Annotated in this window: 15 protein-coding genes; 2 read left to right on the top strand and 13 right to left on the bottom strand. The window is 47.5% G+C overall.

Features of this window, described 5'->3' with window-relative positions:
• Positions 1–105 precede the first annotated feature (105 nt).
• Complete coding sequence (locus ACNI23_RS18475) at positions 106–1,284, bottom strand: MFS transporter (RefSeq protein ID WP_420250742.1); 1,179 nt, start codon at positions 1,282–1,284, stop codon at positions 106–108.
• Between the two features lie 141 nt (positions 1,285–1,425).
• On the opposite strand from ACNI23_RS18475, the gene ACNI23_RS18470 reads away from it, so the two are divergent.
• Entirely contained in the window at positions 1,426–2,184 is a 759-nt protein-coding gene (locus ACNI23_RS18470; protein WP_420250741.1) for a potassium channel family protein, read from the top strand.
• Here the strand turns inward: ACNI23_RS18470 and ACNI23_RS18465 are convergent.
• From ACNI23_RS18465 to ACNI23_RS18420, 10 genes are all read right to left on the bottom strand, one after another.
• A complete protein-coding gene (locus ACNI23_RS18465; protein WP_420250740.1) occupies positions 2,181–3,395 on the bottom strand; it encodes a hypothetical protein in 1,215 nt (404 codons plus the stop codon). The genes ACNI23_RS18470 and ACNI23_RS18465 overlap by 4 nt on opposite strands.
• A 12-nt stretch (positions 3,396–3,407) precedes the next feature.
• On the bottom strand, positions 3,408–4,550 hold the full coding sequence (locus ACNI23_RS18460; RefSeq protein ID WP_420250739.1) for a hypothetical protein: 1,143 nt from the start codon (positions 4,548–4,550) through the stop codon (positions 3,408–3,410).
• Between the two features lie 2 nt (positions 4,551–4,552).
• On the bottom strand, positions 4,553–5,782 hold the full coding sequence (locus tag ACNI23_RS18455; protein WP_420250738.1) for a hypothetical protein: 1,230 nt from the start codon (positions 5,780–5,782) through the stop codon (positions 4,553–4,555).
• Between the two features lie 18 nt (positions 5,783–5,800).
• The gene (locus tag ACNI23_RS18450) at positions 5,801–7,108 is read right to left on the bottom strand and encodes a hypothetical protein (protein WP_420250737.1); all 1,308 of its coding nucleotides are present in this window, start codon (positions 7,106–7,108) and stop codon (positions 5,801–5,803) included.
• Positions 7,109–7,349: 241 nt separating this feature from the next.
• Entirely contained in the window at positions 7,350–8,492 is a 1,143-nt protein-coding gene (gene proB, locus ACNI23_RS18445; RefSeq protein ID WP_420250736.1) for a glutamate 5-kinase, read from the bottom strand.
• Positions 8,458–9,516: a GTPase ObgE gene (gene obgE, locus ACNI23_RS18440; protein ID WP_420250735.1), complete on the bottom strand. Its 1,059-nt coding sequence runs from the start codon at positions 9,514–9,516 to the stop codon at positions 8,458–8,460. The genes proB and obgE overlap by 35 nt, the downstream gene beginning before the upstream one ends.
• Positions 9,517–9,779: 263 nt before the next feature.
• Positions 9,780–10,049 (bottom strand): 50S ribosomal protein L27, encoded by a 270-nt coding sequence (rpmA, locus tag ACNI23_RS18435; protein WP_015850738.1) that lies wholly within the window; start codon positions 10,047–10,049, stop codon positions 9,780–9,782.
• A 33-nt stretch (positions 10,050–10,082) separates the two neighbouring features.
• Positions 10,083–10,394: a 50S ribosomal protein L21 gene (gene rplU, locus ACNI23_RS18430; protein WP_015850739.1), complete on the bottom strand. Its 312-nt coding sequence runs from the start codon at positions 10,392–10,394 to the stop codon at positions 10,083–10,085.
• Between the two features lie 69 nt (positions 10,395–10,463).
• On the bottom strand, positions 10,464–13,583 hold the full coding sequence (locus tag ACNI23_RS18425) for a DUF5714 domain-containing protein (protein WP_420250734.1): 3,120 nt from the start codon (positions 13,581–13,583) through the stop codon (positions 10,464–10,466).
• Positions 13,584–13,653: 70 nt separating this feature from the next.
• On the bottom strand, positions 13,654–14,232 hold the full coding sequence (locus ACNI23_RS18420) for a ComF family protein (protein ID WP_420250733.1): 579 nt from the start codon (positions 14,230–14,232) through the stop codon (positions 13,654–13,656).
• Between ACNI23_RS18420 and ACNI23_RS18415 the strand changes: the two genes are divergently transcribed.
• Complete coding sequence (locus ACNI23_RS18415; RefSeq protein ID WP_420250732.1) at positions 14,219–14,404, top strand: hypothetical protein; 186 nt, start codon at positions 14,219–14,221, stop codon at positions 14,402–14,404. The two genes, ACNI23_RS18420 and ACNI23_RS18415, sit on opposite strands and share 14 nt — an antisense overlap.
• Here the strand turns inward: ACNI23_RS18415 and ACNI23_RS18410 are convergent.
• Both ACNI23_RS18410 and ACNI23_RS18405 read right to left on the bottom strand, forming a co-directional pair.
• A complete protein-coding gene (locus tag ACNI23_RS18410) occupies positions 14,401–14,784 on the bottom strand; it encodes a response regulator (RefSeq protein WP_420250731.1) in 384 nt (127 codons plus the stop codon). The two genes, ACNI23_RS18415 and ACNI23_RS18410, sit on opposite strands and share 4 nt — an antisense overlap.
• Positions 14,777–15,382, bottom strand: a complete 606-nt coding sequence (locus tag ACNI23_RS18405) for a flavodoxin family protein (protein WP_420250730.1) — start codon at positions 15,380–15,382, stop codon at positions 14,777–14,779. The genes ACNI23_RS18410 and ACNI23_RS18405 overlap by 8 nt, the downstream gene beginning before the upstream one ends.

Raw genomic sequence — 15,382 nt, 5'->3', positions numbered from 1 at the left:
AACTTTCATTTTTCGAACAGTCCCGGTTTAAATTAATCATTATTTGAGAAAGCCGAAAATGAACAAAAAATTTTTTCCCAGTCAACTATTGCGTTTGTCATAACGCTATTGCACTGTTTCCGCTTCGAATCCCCGTAAAAAAACAGTTGAAATAACAAGTATTGCTGCTGCCACCACTGCTCCGGCATAGAAGACTGCCTGCAAGCTGAACCCCGAATATACCAGACCCATCAGGATCGGGGCTATTGTCTGGCCCGCTCGCAGCAGCATTCCGTTTACGGACATAAATACTGCTCGTTGTTCCATGGGAGCGATTGCCGTGAGCATGGACATAGAGTTAGGCATATTCAGCCCTTGCCCCAGCCCGAACATACAGACCGGCAAAATACACCACAAAGCCGATTCCGCAGCAGGAAGCATGATCATTGCCGCTCCGTATGCAAATGCGGAAAGGGATATCATCAGCGGTTGGGACATGAAATATGCCAGCCTGCCCATTTGCGACGCAGCCAGTGCGGTTATGAATGATGCACTGGAAATTACCAGCCCGATCATGAGTGGTGAAGCATGGAAGCGTGAATTTAGCAGCAGGGGCAGATAAGTGACAATCGGTCCGTAGAGAATGATGAAAGTAAGCAGGGAAATGGCGAAAAGGCTCAAAACCTCTTTGCTGCGCATACCGGCAAATGCAGCTTTCATGTATCGTTTAAAGTTATCACTTGATGAGGGCTCCGGGTTGTCCAGCTTGAAAGCAACCACCCATGCCAAAGGCAGTGCTACGAGTGAAAGCAGGAAAGGAGCTTCCCAGCTGATTTGGGCAAGTATCCCGCCAATGGCCGGGAAGATCGCAGTGCCCATACTCAGGACTCCGGCATTGAGCCCCATAGCTTTAATCCTATCCTTACCGCTGAAAAGATCACCGATGATGGTCAGGTTGATGACTCCGATGGCAGACGCACCAATCCCTTGAATGAACCGGATCAGGAGCAGAGAATGGAAGTCTTTAGTGAAAAAGCAGGCTGTGCCCGCAAGTCCGAATAATATCAGTGAAGGGACGAGTATTTTCTTGCGGCCCAGTCGGTCGGCAAAGATTCCGGCCAAGGGTGCGAATATAATGCCGGGAAGGGTGAAGATGGTAAAGATCAGCCCGATTGTTGATGCAGAGATGCCGAATTCCCGGATCATTTCAGGCAGAGCCGGGATAATGCTGGAAACACCCATGATAGCCATGAGGGTTACAGCGAAAACTATCTGTAAGTTCTTATTTTTATATAAATCTTCCATCAGCGAATAATCCTTTGGAGTGATGTGAACAAAGAAAGCTACTCTCAATCGGGGCACTTAGCAACCGCCGGGGAATGCTCAAAGCTTTTTATTCGCTATAAAAATATGGAATTACGTGTTGTTGTGGGGTAATAATGCCGTATGCCCGTATCAAATCATGAATTCAAATACAGCCCGTTTATGTTCAGGCTTTACCATTTTTTTAAAAATAGCCCTTCTAAATTTACGGTTCTTCTTGGCTTTTTGGTAGGCCAGATATTTATCAGTCCCATTGCCGGTAATTCTTTGTTCCTGCAGCAGGTTCTTTATTTTTATACTTATCTGGTGTTGATATCTGCTGTATCGGCAATTGTTATTAATAGAACTCGACTACTTTGTTATTTTGGGCTCTACGGTGTTTCGCTGGTCAGTTCCATCCTGTTTTTTAAGACCCGTTCAACAGTATGGCTGGCGGGAAGTGAAGCTGCTGATATGCTCATGCTGATGATTGCCATCTGGGGTATCCAAAATTTCATGTGGCGGCAGAAAAGGGTAACCCGTGACTTAATTTCCGGCGCAATCTGCATTTACATGCTGGCTGGATTGGTCTGGTCAGATGCTTACAGCCTGTGTGAGATCTTCCGCAACGGTTCTTTTTCCGGAATTGATCTTGGGGAGAATGTATTCGCCATCCGCGGGGCCTTAACATATTTCAGCTACGTAACCATGCTTACCGTGGGATATGGTGATATCCTGCCAGTTTCATATATGGCCCGCTCCCTGTCTATTTTGCAGGGACTCTTCGGACAAATGTACTTGGCTGTATTTATTGCCGGAATTCTCGGGGCTTTCCTTTCCCAGCAAAACTTGGGTTCTGCCGGGAGAGAACAGCAAGGGCCTGACGAAATAGATCGGCCTTAGGTCCAGCCGCTGAAATCGCTTAACTGTCCTTTCTTTATGTTGCCGAATTGTTCCTTTTGTTCGTTGCCGTAAAGCTCGGTTACCTTTACCGGAGAGTAGAGGGCCTGTTTTGTTACACTGTCTTGGAGGCCCATAATAATTGGAATCTCGAAGAGGGCTTGCTCTATTTTGGGCGGCTTTACAGGCTTATTTTGTCTTGATTTGAGGTGTTCCTGGTAAGCCTGTTCCTCTTCAACTGTGGTGTATGATTTACCGCAAAGTTTCAATGGTCCTAGTTCTGACTTTAATGCTTCAAAATAGGCTTCACCACCTTTAAACAGATATTTGGAAAAATCGTCTCTTTTACTTTTGTTGGCGTCATTCAGTTTGTTCACAGCTTCTTGTGAGAGAGAGCTAAATTCAGAGTTTATTCTTTCGTAGGCCATACTTTTCTTAATTATATCCTCTGCTCTTGAATTTTCATCTCCTCCGAAAATATTGTTCCGGGCATACTGGGCAGTTTTGTGGGTAACACTTTCCGAACTTTCGGAATAGCGGTTACGCCCAGCGTTTTTGAGTTTGCCCTTTGCCTGCTCTGTCCCTGTGTCGATGGTAGAGCTAACCCTCTCCGCAATATCTTTGTCGCTGATGTCGAATTCTGCAGATGCGGCCTTGGCTCGCTCAATGGCTCGTTGCACGTATGGCAGGGCACTTTCAGGCTCTTCTCCTTTTTTGTAGGTGGTGCGGTGCTCGGCAACATACATGTTTTTGAATCTATCACGGACCTTATTCCAGAAGCTGTCTTTGACTGAATTAGCAAGACTTTGAACCCTTTCGATAACTTCGCTTTTGTCACCCGTGAAAAACTTGTCAATTATCTTTCTGGCCCCTGCTGAATCCTGTCCATCGATTGCCGCTGCCAGTTCCTTGATGTGTTTGTCGTACTCAAGGCCTGATTTGCCGGAAAGGAAGTTCTCGTTACCCTCCTCGAATATTTTTTCCAGCCCCTCTTGAAGTTCATTGGATTTGTGATCAACGAGCATGGCAATTTCAAATTCGATATTTTCCCATGCAACCGGGTTGATTACAGTCAGTTCTTCCTTGCCGTTAACCGACTTGGTGGTTGAGGTTTTGGCGGATTCGTTTTCCACTTTGCGTGAAGTGGCTTCTTCCTGCTGGGTGCGGAAGTTAAAAGAACCAACTGAGCTTTGAGCGGTGGAATTGATCTGCATGGTGTCCCTCGGTTAGATCTCTTTGTCGATTGAAGAAAGGAGATCCTCAGTGGTGGATGCTGCATATTTTGCTATGTTAGCGAGATCGTTATGCTGCTGGAGCTGGGAAGCTTCGGATACACTATCCTCAATTGGGCGCAGCAGCGGCTTATCCGCTATGGCTAAGAAGTGATAATTGGGATTGGTGGATGCTAGGTCAGTTTGAACCTGATTCGTTGCCTGCTTTACTGTTCTTGGAGTGCCGGAAAGTTGCAGTTCATAGAATTTTTCTTCGAAAGAGTCGGCGCGACCTCGCATATATTCTGTGAATCTGTCGCCTTTACGGGTGTTTTGATGGGTTAGTCTATCAAGTTGTTCTTCCGTAATATTTTCGTCGCTGCGAAGCTCGTTAATATCTTTGAGTTTGATTTTATCTTCGTCATAATTAGAGTCATCGGTGTTGAATATCTTATCTTTTGCGTACGTAGTTGCTGCGTGGGTGACACTGTATGCACTTTCAGAATACTGGTTCTGTCCTGCATTTTTCAGTTTGCCTTTTGCGTGGGCAACAGCGCCATTACGGGTGGCTTTAACTATATCGCCAAGTTCCTCGGACGAGAATTTTTCGACTTCGTTGCGTGCTTCCTCAACTGCCATCATGGCTAGGTCGAAAGTCCCCAAGTCATCGCGCAGTTCACCATCTACGAACATAGTCCATTTAATGCCGTCATTTTTCAGATATCCAAACGAATCTTCCATAGTCTGCCAGAAGTTGTCCTCTGCAGCCTTGGCAAGGTTCTGTACGCGGTTGAGAATAGTTTCGGTGTCTCCATTATAAAATTTGTCGATCAACTTTTCAGCGGTTTTAAAATCCTGTCCCTGAATGGCCTTGCTCAGCTCTTCAATATGTTTCTGGTATTCAGCGGTATTTCTGCCGGCCAGCAATTGTTCTCCATTATCAAAAATTTTGCCTAATTCGTTATGGAGAAATTTTGAGGATTGATTCATTGCTTTTTCAAGCTGGAATTTGACGTTATTTTGCGACATCCTCAGGCCGTTTTTTTCGAGGTCAGCGGTAATCTCCTCTGGAGTGTTTAATTGCTCACGATCTCTCTTACCGAGCTTAAAAGACCCTGCCTGCATCTGGCTGGATTGGTTGAATCCCTGAATGCGCATGATTATTTACCCTCCTGAGCTGAACCGGATAAATATTCTTCCCATTTGGTCTGCTGGGTCTTATATTTTTCTATCGCATCGGTTTTATATGCATTGTTCTTTTTTGACTGCTCATGCAGGAGCTCATTGCTGATATCATTTTGTAACTGTATTTGGTCTTGTTGCGCTTTGACCAACGGTTGCGTTGGAGCCGTAAGTGATGTTTGCGCTGACTCAGCTGTCTGCTGTCCTAAGGCGCCGTCTTCTGTTATCAGTCCAGATGTTTTATCCGGTGTTTCCTGCTCTTCTTCACCTTTTTTAACCAGCATAGCAGTTCTTTTCAGGCTCACGTATATTGACTGGAAACGTTTAACCCGTTCCTTTGCGTAATCGTGAAACGTGTCTGTCTTACGCGTATTACGGTGTTCAAGTCTGTCTAGTTGTTCCTGACTTAGGTTCTCGCCGGGTTCAAGCGCATAAATGTCGGCTAATTGTTCTTCGTCTTCTTTGATGACGATATCGTTAGTATTAAAAATTTTGTTGCGGGAAAATTCCGCAGCTGAAGCTGTGACACTTACTGCGTCTTCAGAGTATTTGTTACGTCCTGCATGCTCCAGTTTTACTTTGGCATTATCAACTGCTGCTTTGCGGATGGAATCGGTAATGCCTGAAAAATCCTGATCAGAAAAAGGGTCAACCTCTTCTCTTGACAGCCTCAAAGCCAACATGGTCATTTCTTTCATGGTAATTTTTTCATATGCCTTACCATCGTATCTGAAATTATATTGAGCACCTCCATCCGGTAAAGAGCTGATCCCATCTTCCAATGCATTCCAAAATTTTTCTTCAGTTTCTTCGGCCAGCATTTTTATTTTGCCGACAATCTTATCGGTGCTTCCACCGAAGAACTTGTCTATAAGTTTTTCCGCTTTTTTGTAGTCCTGTAGCTGAATTGCTTCGGATAGTTTTTCAATGTGTTTGTCGTATTCTTTACTCGTCCTGCCAGCCAGTGTGGACTCTCCACCTATGAATATTTTGGATAATCCTTCATGCAGAAATTTGCAGGATTCGTTTATGGCCATTTCGATTGTAAAACCAAGGTCTGTTTGCGGAATATTCTTATCGTTTTTTATGCTCTCTTCGAGTTTCTTTTTTTCGTCAGCAATTTTATCCGCATTTTTCCTTTTGAAATCGTCGGCAATTGCTTTGAGGTCGAAAGCGGAAGGTGCTTGTCCGAATGCTGATATGCGCATAATGAGTGCTCCTTTGCCTTAAATCTTACGGCTGAAGGATGAATAGTTGGAAGAATTCGCGTTATTTTGGATTGATTTGTAAACGTTCATGCTGCGCCCGACATAGCCCTCTATGGCTCCGGTAAACAATGTAGAGACATCCTCACGGAATGAACGCCAGTCTTCATTACCCACAAAGTCAGCAGGCTTGTTCATTTCATAGGCTTGTTTATCTTTGCCGGAGAGTTCTTCAACGTGAATGGATGGTCCGTCACGCCTTGTCTTGGATGTCAGTTCTTTGAGTTCATCGACGACAGTTGCACCCATCTTGCTCAGTTGCTGTGAGAATTTGCTGTTAGATGAAATGCCTAATCCGGCACTTCTGCTCAGCTGTTCATTAGAAATTGTCTGGCCGGCAGTAGACTCCTGTATATCGGCAAAAGTCATGTAACGTAGGATGCGCATTGAACCGGTGTTGTTCTTCTGCTCTTCAATGCGCGAGGTCATATTAAGTTCCTGATCAGCCAGCTTGTCGGCAGCTCCATCTACGCCGTAGAGAGTATGCTTGGTGTATAGAGAGACGGCTTGCACCGCATTTTTAGCTTGCGTTTCTGCCGAGTCTTCTGATGCTTCATTGCTGGCTTCACGGATTGTGCGGGCAGCATAATCCACTGCGTCTTCGCGGACTTCGTCAATCAGATCAGAGAAATCCATGTCCTTAAGGGAACCGGTTTTCTGTCTGGCATTTTCAATTGCCCGTTCCACCAGATCATAGCCTGAAATCCCCGTTTCTTCCTGTATTCCACCAGAAAGGGTCAGTCCTTGAGCCTGTCCCATCTGACCGAGGACCTTTCGCATGTCGCCCCAGAATTTGTCCTCAACCTGAGTCAGAGTCTCTTCTATCTTGTTGATGACCAGTTCAGAATCGCCGTTGTAGAATTCTTTAAGAATTTTTTTGGCATTATCGAAATTCTGACCTTCAACGGCGCGGGTCAGTTCATCAAGGCTTTTGTTGTATTCAACGTCAGATTTGCCGGAGAGCAGTTTGGATTTATCTTCTTCAAAAATACGACCGATCTTAAAATCTAGATATGCAGCCGTGTCTTGTACAACTTTCTGGATTGCAGCTTCAGGATCAAAAGGCGTTGACTGGTTAGGTTGGGCTTGTTCCGGGGTACGGTTGGTCGCAGAGGTGCTGAAGTTCTTCTTATCATCAATGGCTTGGTTGAAGTTGTTTAATGCGTCTCTCTTAGCTTGGCGCGCACGCATAGCGTTACTGAATCCCCCAAGATATGAATTGGGGTCGGTGTTGTAAGCATTGCTGCCAAGTGTTGAGCCGATACGCATTTCCAAGCCTCTTGAAATATTTAAAAGTGGGTCTTGTATAAAATGAATAATCGGTTGTTCTTGAGAAAACTTTATATTGGTATGATAAAAATGTAGATAAAAATAATTAATACATTCATGGCACAATTATCGAACAAAAAAATAGGACAGGCGGTTAAGCCTGTCCTAATGGATGAATATAGTAATTAAATGCACTGGCAGCGAAGCCTTAATTAAAGGGGGGAAGCCGCCGGAGGCTTTCTTAAAGAGCAGCGTCTAAGAGAAGATTATCGCGGTGAATTGCTTCAGGGTAGGGGCATTTGCCGAGAATCGATTCAATATCACAGGACTTGCAGCCCATAATTTTGATGATGTCTGTAGAATTATAGCAGGATAATCCAACAGCAAGCGATTTGCCTTCCTTGTTAACCACGCGAACAAGTTCCCCGGCCTTGAATTTACCGTCCACTTCGACAATACCTGCGGGCAGCAGGCTCTTTCCACCGGAAAGCAGTGCCTTTTGCGCTCCGTCGTCAATGACCAGATCGCCTGCAGGGTCGCAATGGTAAGCCAGCCAGTACTTGCGGCGGGAGACAGATTTTTCATCAGGAACAATCCATGTGCCGCGCTCTTCGCCACTAAAGATGCGTTCAATGATCATGCGGTCTTTGCCCGCAAGGATCAGGGTAGGCACACCGAGCTGGGCGGCACGGTTGGCAGCGCGCATCTTGGAGAACATTCCCCCGGACCCAACGGCGGTCTTGCCGTCGCACATGGCATCAAGGTCGAGATCGTGGATGTTTTCGATGCAGGCCAGCGGCTTGGCATCAGGATTTTTGTCCGGATTTTTGTCGAACACACCGTCAGCGGAAGTGAGGTTGATGAAAAGATCAGCTTCAACAACGTTTAAGATCAGGCTGGCGAGGGTGTCGTTATCCCCGAATTCCAGTTCCTGAACTGCAACAGTGTCGTTTTCGTTGATGATGGGGATCACCCGCCATTCAAGGAGCCTTGAAAGGGTGTTGCGGGCATTCAGGAAACGGTCGCGGTGCTTGAGGTCGTCACGGGTAAGCAGGACCTGTGAGGTCACCAGACCGAAACGGCGGAAAGTCTCGTCATACTCATGCATGAGACGGGACTGACCAATGGCCGAGGCAGCCTGGCGTGCAGGCAGGTCATCCAGCTTTGCGCCGGACGGAATGGAGTTTCGTCCGGCAGCAACCGCACCGGACGAGACGAGGACTATGTCGACCCCGCGTTCGTGCAGGGTCGCCAGCTGGTCGGCAAGGCGGCAGATCAGGCCGAGGTTGATTCCTTCAGCCGTGGTCAGCACCGCGCTGCCAATCTTTACAACAATGCGTTTAGCTTCCTTAAGAGTCTGAATCCTGTTGCTCATCCTGGTCATTTTCTTCCTCTTGATTCATTGCCTTGAATCTATCCCACATATCACTGAGGAGTTCTTGAACCCCGTCACTGTGAAGGGCGGATATGAAGTAAATTTTTTCCCCTGCTTCTTCGGCCTTGGCTTTGATTGCTTCAAGGTCTTCTTCGGAAAGAAGGTCGATCTTGTTGATGACTCGCAGCTGGGTTTTCTCGGCCATTTCTTCATCAAAGATGCGCAGTTCTTCATCGAGCATGTTGAACCCTTCAAAGGGATCTTCAAGGCTCAAGTCTTCTGCACTGAGGATATGGACAAGGAATCTGGTACGTTCCACGTGTTTGAGAAAGCGGTGACCGAGTCCAAGTCCTTCGCTGGCACCTTCAATCAGGCCGGGAATATCGGCGATGACCAGCTTATTGCCCATGTCATCATCCACTACACCGAGGTTGGGGACGAGGGTAGTGAATGGGTAGGCTGCGATTTTGGGCTTCGCAGCGGAAATTTTTGAAATAAAGGTGGATTTACCTGCGTTCGGCAGACCGAGCAAACCTACGTCCGCAATGATCTTGAGCTGCAGGCGGATGCGCTTTTCTTCGCCGGGGAATCCTTCTTCAGCCTGACGCGGGGCCTGGTTGGTGGAGGACTTGAAGTGGATATTTCCGCGTCCACCGTCACCGCCTTTGCAGATAATCATTTCGCTGCCTTCCTTGGTAAGGTCGGCGATCAGCTTTTCGCTGCCGTCTTCGGTGTTCACTTCATATACAAGTGTACCGAGCGGAAGATCGACGATCAGGTCATCAGCACCTTTGCCGTATTTGTCTCGACCCTGGCCTTGTTCACCATTTCTGGCTTCGTAAACTCGTTTGAGCCTGAAGTCATAAAGGGTCAGCAGCTTGGAGCTTCCGCGCAGAATTAGATCCCCGCCTTTGCCGCCGTCACCGCCACTGGGACCGCCCTTGGGTATAAATCTTTCCCTGCGGAATGCCACGCATCCGTTGCCGCCTTTGCCGGAACGAACCGTAATTGTTGCTTCATCTATAAATTTCATAGGAGTAATTGATGCGCTGTGCGCTTTTATAGGTGATTTCGCCTCCGGCGGCCAAAGGAAATCATTTCCCTTGGAATCCCTGAGGGTAGGTCATTGGGTGTGATCGCTAAATTAGCGTGGGAGGAGAAGTATATCTCCCGTTATGTGTTTAAAAAAGCCTTAACTTATTTGTTTCTTAAATAATGCAAAAGACTCAAACACGAAAAGGCAGGGGACGCATTTAGTAATGCGACCCCTGCCTGAAAAAAGCTTTCGCCTGATGTCTAGGCTTCTGCAGGTACGATGTGTACTCTGGTTTTTACGCGGTTTTTGCGAATGTACTTTTCGTACTTCACAACACCGTCAACCAGTGCAAACAAGGTCCAGTCTTTGCCGGTGCCAACGTTTTTACCAGCGTGGACTTTGCTACCAACCTGGCGAACAAGAATGTTGCCAGCCAGTACTTCCTGACCACCAAAACGTTTTACACCACGTCTTTGGGCATTACTATCGCGACCGTTCTTCGAGCTACCGCCCGCTTTCTTATGAGCCATTATTAGCCTCCTTAGTAGGTTCTGTCGTCAAGCTTAAGCCTGAATGGCTTCCACTTTGATTCTTGTGTAGTCCTGACGATGACCCTGTTTGGTCTGAGAGTCTTTCCTGCGTCTTTTCTTGAAAACAACGATCTTTTTGTCACGACCGTGTTCTACAACAGTGCAGGAAACCTTCGCACCTTCAACATAAGGAGCGCCGATTTTAACGTCTTCGCCCTGACCGATAAGAAGAATTTTATCCAGATCGACTTTTGTGCCTGCTTCAGCGTCCATTTTCTGGACATTGAGTTCCAGACCTTCTTCAACGCGGAACTGCTTGCCGCCAGTCTCAATTATTGCATACATTTTTAACTTACCTCCGTCACGTAAGAGAGGGGAAGATATTCGTATCTCGGTTGAAAAGTCAAGTAGCTTTTATACTTTTTTTTCAGAATCCGCTATCGACCCCAGAAGTTGTATCACGGGAGGATGGTTGCCCTTACTATTTCGTATTACCGGGCAATTGCGTCCCATGCACTCTTTATTATTTTTCATTTGATCACACAGTATATGCGCATCAGCCCGTAACCGCAAGCCCAGAACCTCTTCGGAGACCTGTGCGGCGGCTTTCAGGGCCAACCAGCAGTCACGCTGGCAACAACGGGCGGCTTCAATATCTGCAATTAATTTAAGGGCTGCGAGGGTCCCTTTCTGGGCAATGGAGCGTTCAGACGCTGTTAACGGGGTTGCTTCCAGTATTGCACTCATGGCCGCGCCTACGCCGATGGCTGCTCCGCAGATTCCCATGAATCCGCAGAAGCCTCCAGCAACTTTTGCGCCGCGTGATATTGCCGTATCTATGACCATGTCGTCAATACCCCCGCCGCAATTTCTGTAAGCGGTTGTAATTACACCGGGAACAAGGGCATGATGCTCAGGTCCGTGCATGGGGACGGCCGGATGACTGCGTGTTTTCTTGAGCAATTCAATCATATCCGTCTCCGTGCTGGATTTTAGCAGATGAGGCAGAACTTCCATTCCGTCTTCGCTGTGGCATTTGTCACAGACAAAGTGTCCGCTCACGCAATGTCCGTTTGCCTCATGCGTTTCCCCGCAGAAAGCGCAGATCATTTCACGGTATGATGTCAGGTATTCCAACTCCGCTCCGCAAACCATGCATCCTTCCATGCTTTTCAAAGAAAACTTTGAGTGGTTGGTGTCTTTTTGGGATTCCGCTTCTGGTTTGTCAAAGGATTCCGGGGTCGGGCAGCAGCATGATCCACCGATAAAAATATTATCTACCGCGCCTTCATTATTTATTATGAATAATTGTTCACCTAGCAGGTTGGCTTCCTGCTCAGGTATTTTCATCACGCTGCCGGGAGTCAGGATGGCTCCGCTGGCTGTGATGGCGGTTTTCAGCGGTCCACGGTAGACGGTCTTGACCATTTCGTCCTTAAGCGGCTTGCGGGCCGAGAATGTCAGGGAAAAGAATTGGTGTCCGCCCACTGTGCGGTAGGGAAAACGTTTGATCATCAGCAGTGATTCAAATCCCGCTTCTTCCAGCAGTCCGCAGAGGTTTTTCTGGGTCTGGGCCCCGGCAATGCATTCACCGTGCAAGGTGTCATCATTGCGGATTTCCGGTCCCGGTTCAGTTTCACAAACCACGTCTGATATGGTCAGCCTGCCTCCGGGTTTGAGCACCCTGAACATCTCTGAAAAAGTACGCCGTTTGTCGGTGGAAAGATTGAGCACACAGTTTGAAAGCAGCAGGTCGGCACTGTTCTCTTCGATGGGAAGAGTTTCAAGGTAGCCCTTGCGGAAATCCATATTGTCGTAGCCCAGTGATTTCGCCACTGCTGCCTGTCCTTTGCGGGCATGAGCCAGCATAGGTTCAAGCATATCGACTCCGGTGACCTTGCCGTTCGGTCCCACCTGCTTGGCAGCGATGAAGCATTCAATTCCTCGTCCGCTGCCGAGGTCTACCACATGTTCACCTTCCGAAATTCCAGCATCCATGACCGGAGAACCGCAGCCGTAACCACGGAAGCGATACTGTTCGGGGATATGAGCCATTAGATCAGGGTCGTAGCAGGCCGGATTGAGGATGTCCTCCTTGGCAGTCTCAGCCGCTTCAGTGTAGAAATCTTTCACTACCGCAAGGCTGTTGTTTCCGGCTACTGCCAGCAGACAGTTCGTATGGGTGAGGGCAACTGCGCCGTGCCCGGAGCAACGGTCCAGCTTGTCACCCATTTTGAGCAGCAGATGCGGGCTGTCATGTTGTTGCGATTCAGCCGCTTTTCGGGATATCAGTTCAAGAGCCAGCTTTTCGTAAAGGACACTATAAGGATCATCACCGATGAAACTTTCTTTGTGCATGTAGCTGTGGTCGGTATCCCCGCCCCCAAGGATCAATTTGAAGGGTGTTTCTAGATTTTTACCACTGCTTTGACGAAGTTCTTCAAGAATGCTGCTTTGTTTCCATGCTTGCTCTAAATTACCATTAATACAGGTTGATAGCTTTTCAATATCAACAGTAGCTGCTGACGGGTAAATCTTCTCGTCCGGTCCAATAGCGAGAGATTCCCACCCGGCTGTGGAACCGTCATGTATGGTTCCGCAGGGAGCAAAAATCATGCTTTTGACTGCTTCTATATTATCTATGGTTACACCGGTTCTTTCTCCTGCTTCCCACGCTTTCAGCAGGTGAGTGTAAATCACATCCGGCTCGACAAATTGTTCGGATTCACCACGGCCACGCACAAAATACCACATGAAGTGAACGTTGGAGGCTCCGGTTTTAGCGGCGAAATCTACAACATCCTTCATTTCCTGCACATTGTCTTTGGTCACGCACATGGACAGGGTAAAAGGAATTACTTCAGCTGAAAGCCATTTCAGTGATTTTTCAAGTGCGGCGAACATTCCATCGCCACGCAATGTGTCGTGGGTTTTACCAATGCCGTCTACACTGATTTGCAAGTGCAGGCGGCTGAAATCATATCTGTGTCTGGAGAAGAAATTTTTTACTGCCAATCCGTTGGTGAGTACGGCTACGTGGCTGGATTCGATTTCCAGCATGCGGGTCAGGATTTCATCAAGTCTTTTATGAACCAACGGTTCGCCTCCGGTGAGAGCGAACATTTTACAACCCAATGCCTCTGCCTGAGCAGTCAGTTTCAGTACCCGCTCTGTAGCAAGCTCTCGTTTGGCCTGCGGGGAAGAGGAGAACAGGCAGTGGGAGCAGGACATGTTGCAGTTGTCGGTGATATGGAACCAGAGTTCACGCAGGGTGTCTGTTTTCAGCAGTTCATATCTTCCGGGGTACACAGTGTCATTGTTGTCGGGCAGACGCATGAGGAAACGTTTGTCGTCAATTGAGAGGTCTTGTAAAAGTTCCGGCGGAGAAAGTTCGGGTCCTTTATTTTTCAGCATACTGCAGAGCAGCGCGTCACCTTTTGGAGTGGGAACAAACCAGTCCGGTGATTCGGGCCTGATATATATAGGAGTTTCGTTGTGAATAATACGGGTCCATTCAGCTATATTAAAGGACAATTCCTATCTCCTTGAAAATATGTATTTGGAAAACTTTGGGTAAAAAATAAATTTTACCTATATCTGAGACTTAGATCAAGGCCCGGGAAAGGGTCATTACTTCTACACGGGCGGCTCCGGCTTCAAGCAGGGTGCGGGCACATTCATCCACGGTGGAACCTGTGGTGTATACATCGTCTATGAGTAAAATTCGTTTGTCAGCTACGATGGAAGAGGAAGCAGTAAATGCTGTGTGTAGATTTGTACGTCGTTCAGCGCCGCTGAGTCTGGTTTGCGGAACTGTTTTCCGTTCCCTGAGCAGGGCTTGGTCGGGAAGGTCTGCTTTGAGGGTGGAGGCGGCATACCGGGCAAGAATCATGGATTGGTTGAAACCGCGTTCTCGCAGTCTTGAAGAGTGCAGGGGAACAGGAATTATCAGGTCCGGGTGGCTGGCTTTAGGTAAATTTGTACATAAAGAAGAAATGAACTGTCCGAAGATTTCGTTGTAGCCGTATTGATTGTTGAATTTCCAATCCAGAAGCATTTCCCGCAGCAATCCTTGGTGCATGCCGTAAAAATAAAGTCTGCTGAAATTGCGGGGGACAGTTTGGCAGCTTATGCAGGGCAGTTTGTCTGCATCAGGGGAATTGTGTTCATTGCCGCAGACCATGCAGATGTTTTCCGGTCTTGCTTCCATTGAGACGAGACATGATCTGCATAATCCTCTATCAACATGGATCAGCAGACAGGCCGGACACCGTCTTTCCGTAAATGCCTTTTTAAAGCTTTTCAGCACGCTAAAGGGTGACAGGTATCGTAGAAGCTGTGCGAACATTGCTTAGTTTGTCGGGAGGAATTCTTTAACTTTGAGGAAGACGTCTTCTTTTATGATCGGCTTGAGCAGGATGCTGTTATAGCCGCATTCTAAGCAGTGGGTGAGTAGGTTAGGATTATCTCCGGTGGTCATGGCGATGACCGGAATTGTAATCCCTTTTTTACGTATTTCGGTAACGACTTCGGGACCGTCCATCTCTGGCATATGAACGTCCATGAAGGCCAAGTCAAAGTTGTGTTCAGTCAGCAATGACAAAGCTTCAAGCCCATCGGTAGCAAAGCTGGGTCTAATGCCGAGCTTGCCAAGATATGTCTTGAGCACCAGCCGGACCGGAGCTGAATCTTCAGCTACCAGTACCCGTAAATCAGGAAAGAAATAATCAGTCATGATTCATAATCCTCTGCCATGCTTCTTTCCCATGCTGAGTGATGAGTGCGCACTTTTCAGCGTCAATGCTTAGATCCTGCGGTTCGTCTATTCCTTTGAATACAACAGCGGGTTGGAGTTCAACCTTGAAGAATCTGAGGAAGAATTTAAGCGTAAGTGCCGCACCCTCAAACAGTTTTTCGCCCTTGGGTCTTCCGGCCAGAAGACATGTATACGCTGGACGTTTATGCAGGCCGTTCATTACCGGGGAGTTCCCGGTTGCGGCTTCAAAGGCCCATTGTCCACGGTCGATGAAGGTCTTCAACCGTGAAGGCAAATGGTAAAAGTATATAGGAGAGGCAAAGAAAGTGAAAGGGGCGGAAATTATTTTCTCGTACAATTCCTGCGCCCCGTCTTTGTCTGCGAAAATACAGCGGTTTTCCGCTGCGGTGCGGCATTTCAGGCAGCCGATGCAATGTTCGAAATCCATATCGCCGAGGGTAATAATTTCCGCATCGCCGCCGGCTGAGCGGATTCCTTTAAGGAAAAGGTCTGCGGCAAGGTCGCTGTTCCCTTTTCTGTGATGGCTGCATTTGAATAATACCGGTAGTTGTTTCAT

The sequence above is a fragment of the Maridesulfovibrio pacificus (SeqCode) genome (assembly GCF_048612815.1).
GTDB lineage: Bacteria > Desulfobacterota > Desulfovibrionia > Desulfovibrionales > Desulfovibrionaceae > Maridesulfovibrio > Maridesulfovibrio pacificus.
The sequence above is the reverse complement of the archived record's forward strand: the minus strand, read 5'-3'. Positions and strand labels throughout refer to the sequence as shown.

Excerpts from the sequence above, each read along its gene's own strand:
- rplU (WP_015850739.1), bottom strand. The coding sequence starts at position 10,394 with ATGTATGCAATAATTGAGACTGGCGGCAAGCAGTTCCGCGTTGAAGAA.
- ACNI23_RS18460 (WP_420250739.1), bottom strand. The coding sequence starts at position 4,550 with ATGCGCATTCAGGGATTCAACCAATCCAGCCAGATGCAGGCAGGGTCT.
- ACNI23_RS18450 (WP_420250737.1), bottom strand. The coding sequence starts at position 7,108 with ATGCGTATCGGCTCAACACTTGGCAGCAATGCTTACAACACCGACCCC.
- ACNI23_RS18465 (WP_420250740.1), bottom strand. The coding sequence starts at position 3,395 with ATGCAGATCAATTCCACCGCTCAAAGCTCAGTTGGTTCTTTTAACTTC.
- ACNI23_RS18455 (WP_420250738.1), bottom strand. The coding sequence starts at position 5,782 with ATGCGCATATCAGCATTCGGACAAGCACCTTCCGCTTTCGACCTCAAA.
- ACNI23_RS18420 (WP_420250733.1), bottom strand. The coding sequence starts at position 14,232 with ATGGTCTGCGGCAATGAACACAATTCCCCTGATGCAGACAAACTGCCC.
- ACNI23_RS18405 (WP_420250730.1), bottom strand. The coding sequence starts at position 15,382 with ATGAAACAACTACCGGTATTATTCAAATGCAGCCATCACAGAAAAGGG.
- ACNI23_RS18475 (WP_420250742.1), bottom strand. The coding sequence starts at position 1,284 with ATGGAAGATTTATATAAAAATAAGAACTTACAGATAGTTTTCGCTGTA.
- rpmA (WP_015850738.1), bottom strand. The coding sequence starts at position 10,049 with ATGGCTCATAAGAAAGCGGGCGGTAGCTCGAAGAACGGTCGCGATAGT.
- ACNI23_RS18470 (WP_420250741.1), top strand. The coding sequence starts at position 1,426 with ATGCCCGTATCAAATCATGAATTCAAATACAGCCCGTTTATGTTCAGG.
- obgE (WP_420250735.1), bottom strand. The coding sequence starts at position 9,516 with ATGAAATTTATAGATGAAGCAACAATTACGGTTCGTTCCGGCAAAGGC.
- ACNI23_RS18410 (WP_420250731.1), bottom strand. The coding sequence starts at position 14,784 with ATGACTGATTATTTCTTTCCTGATTTACGGGTACTGGTAGCTGAAGAT.
- proB (WP_420250736.1), bottom strand. The coding sequence starts at position 8,492 with ATGACCAGGATGAGCAACAGGATTCAGACTCTTAAGGAAGCTAAACGC.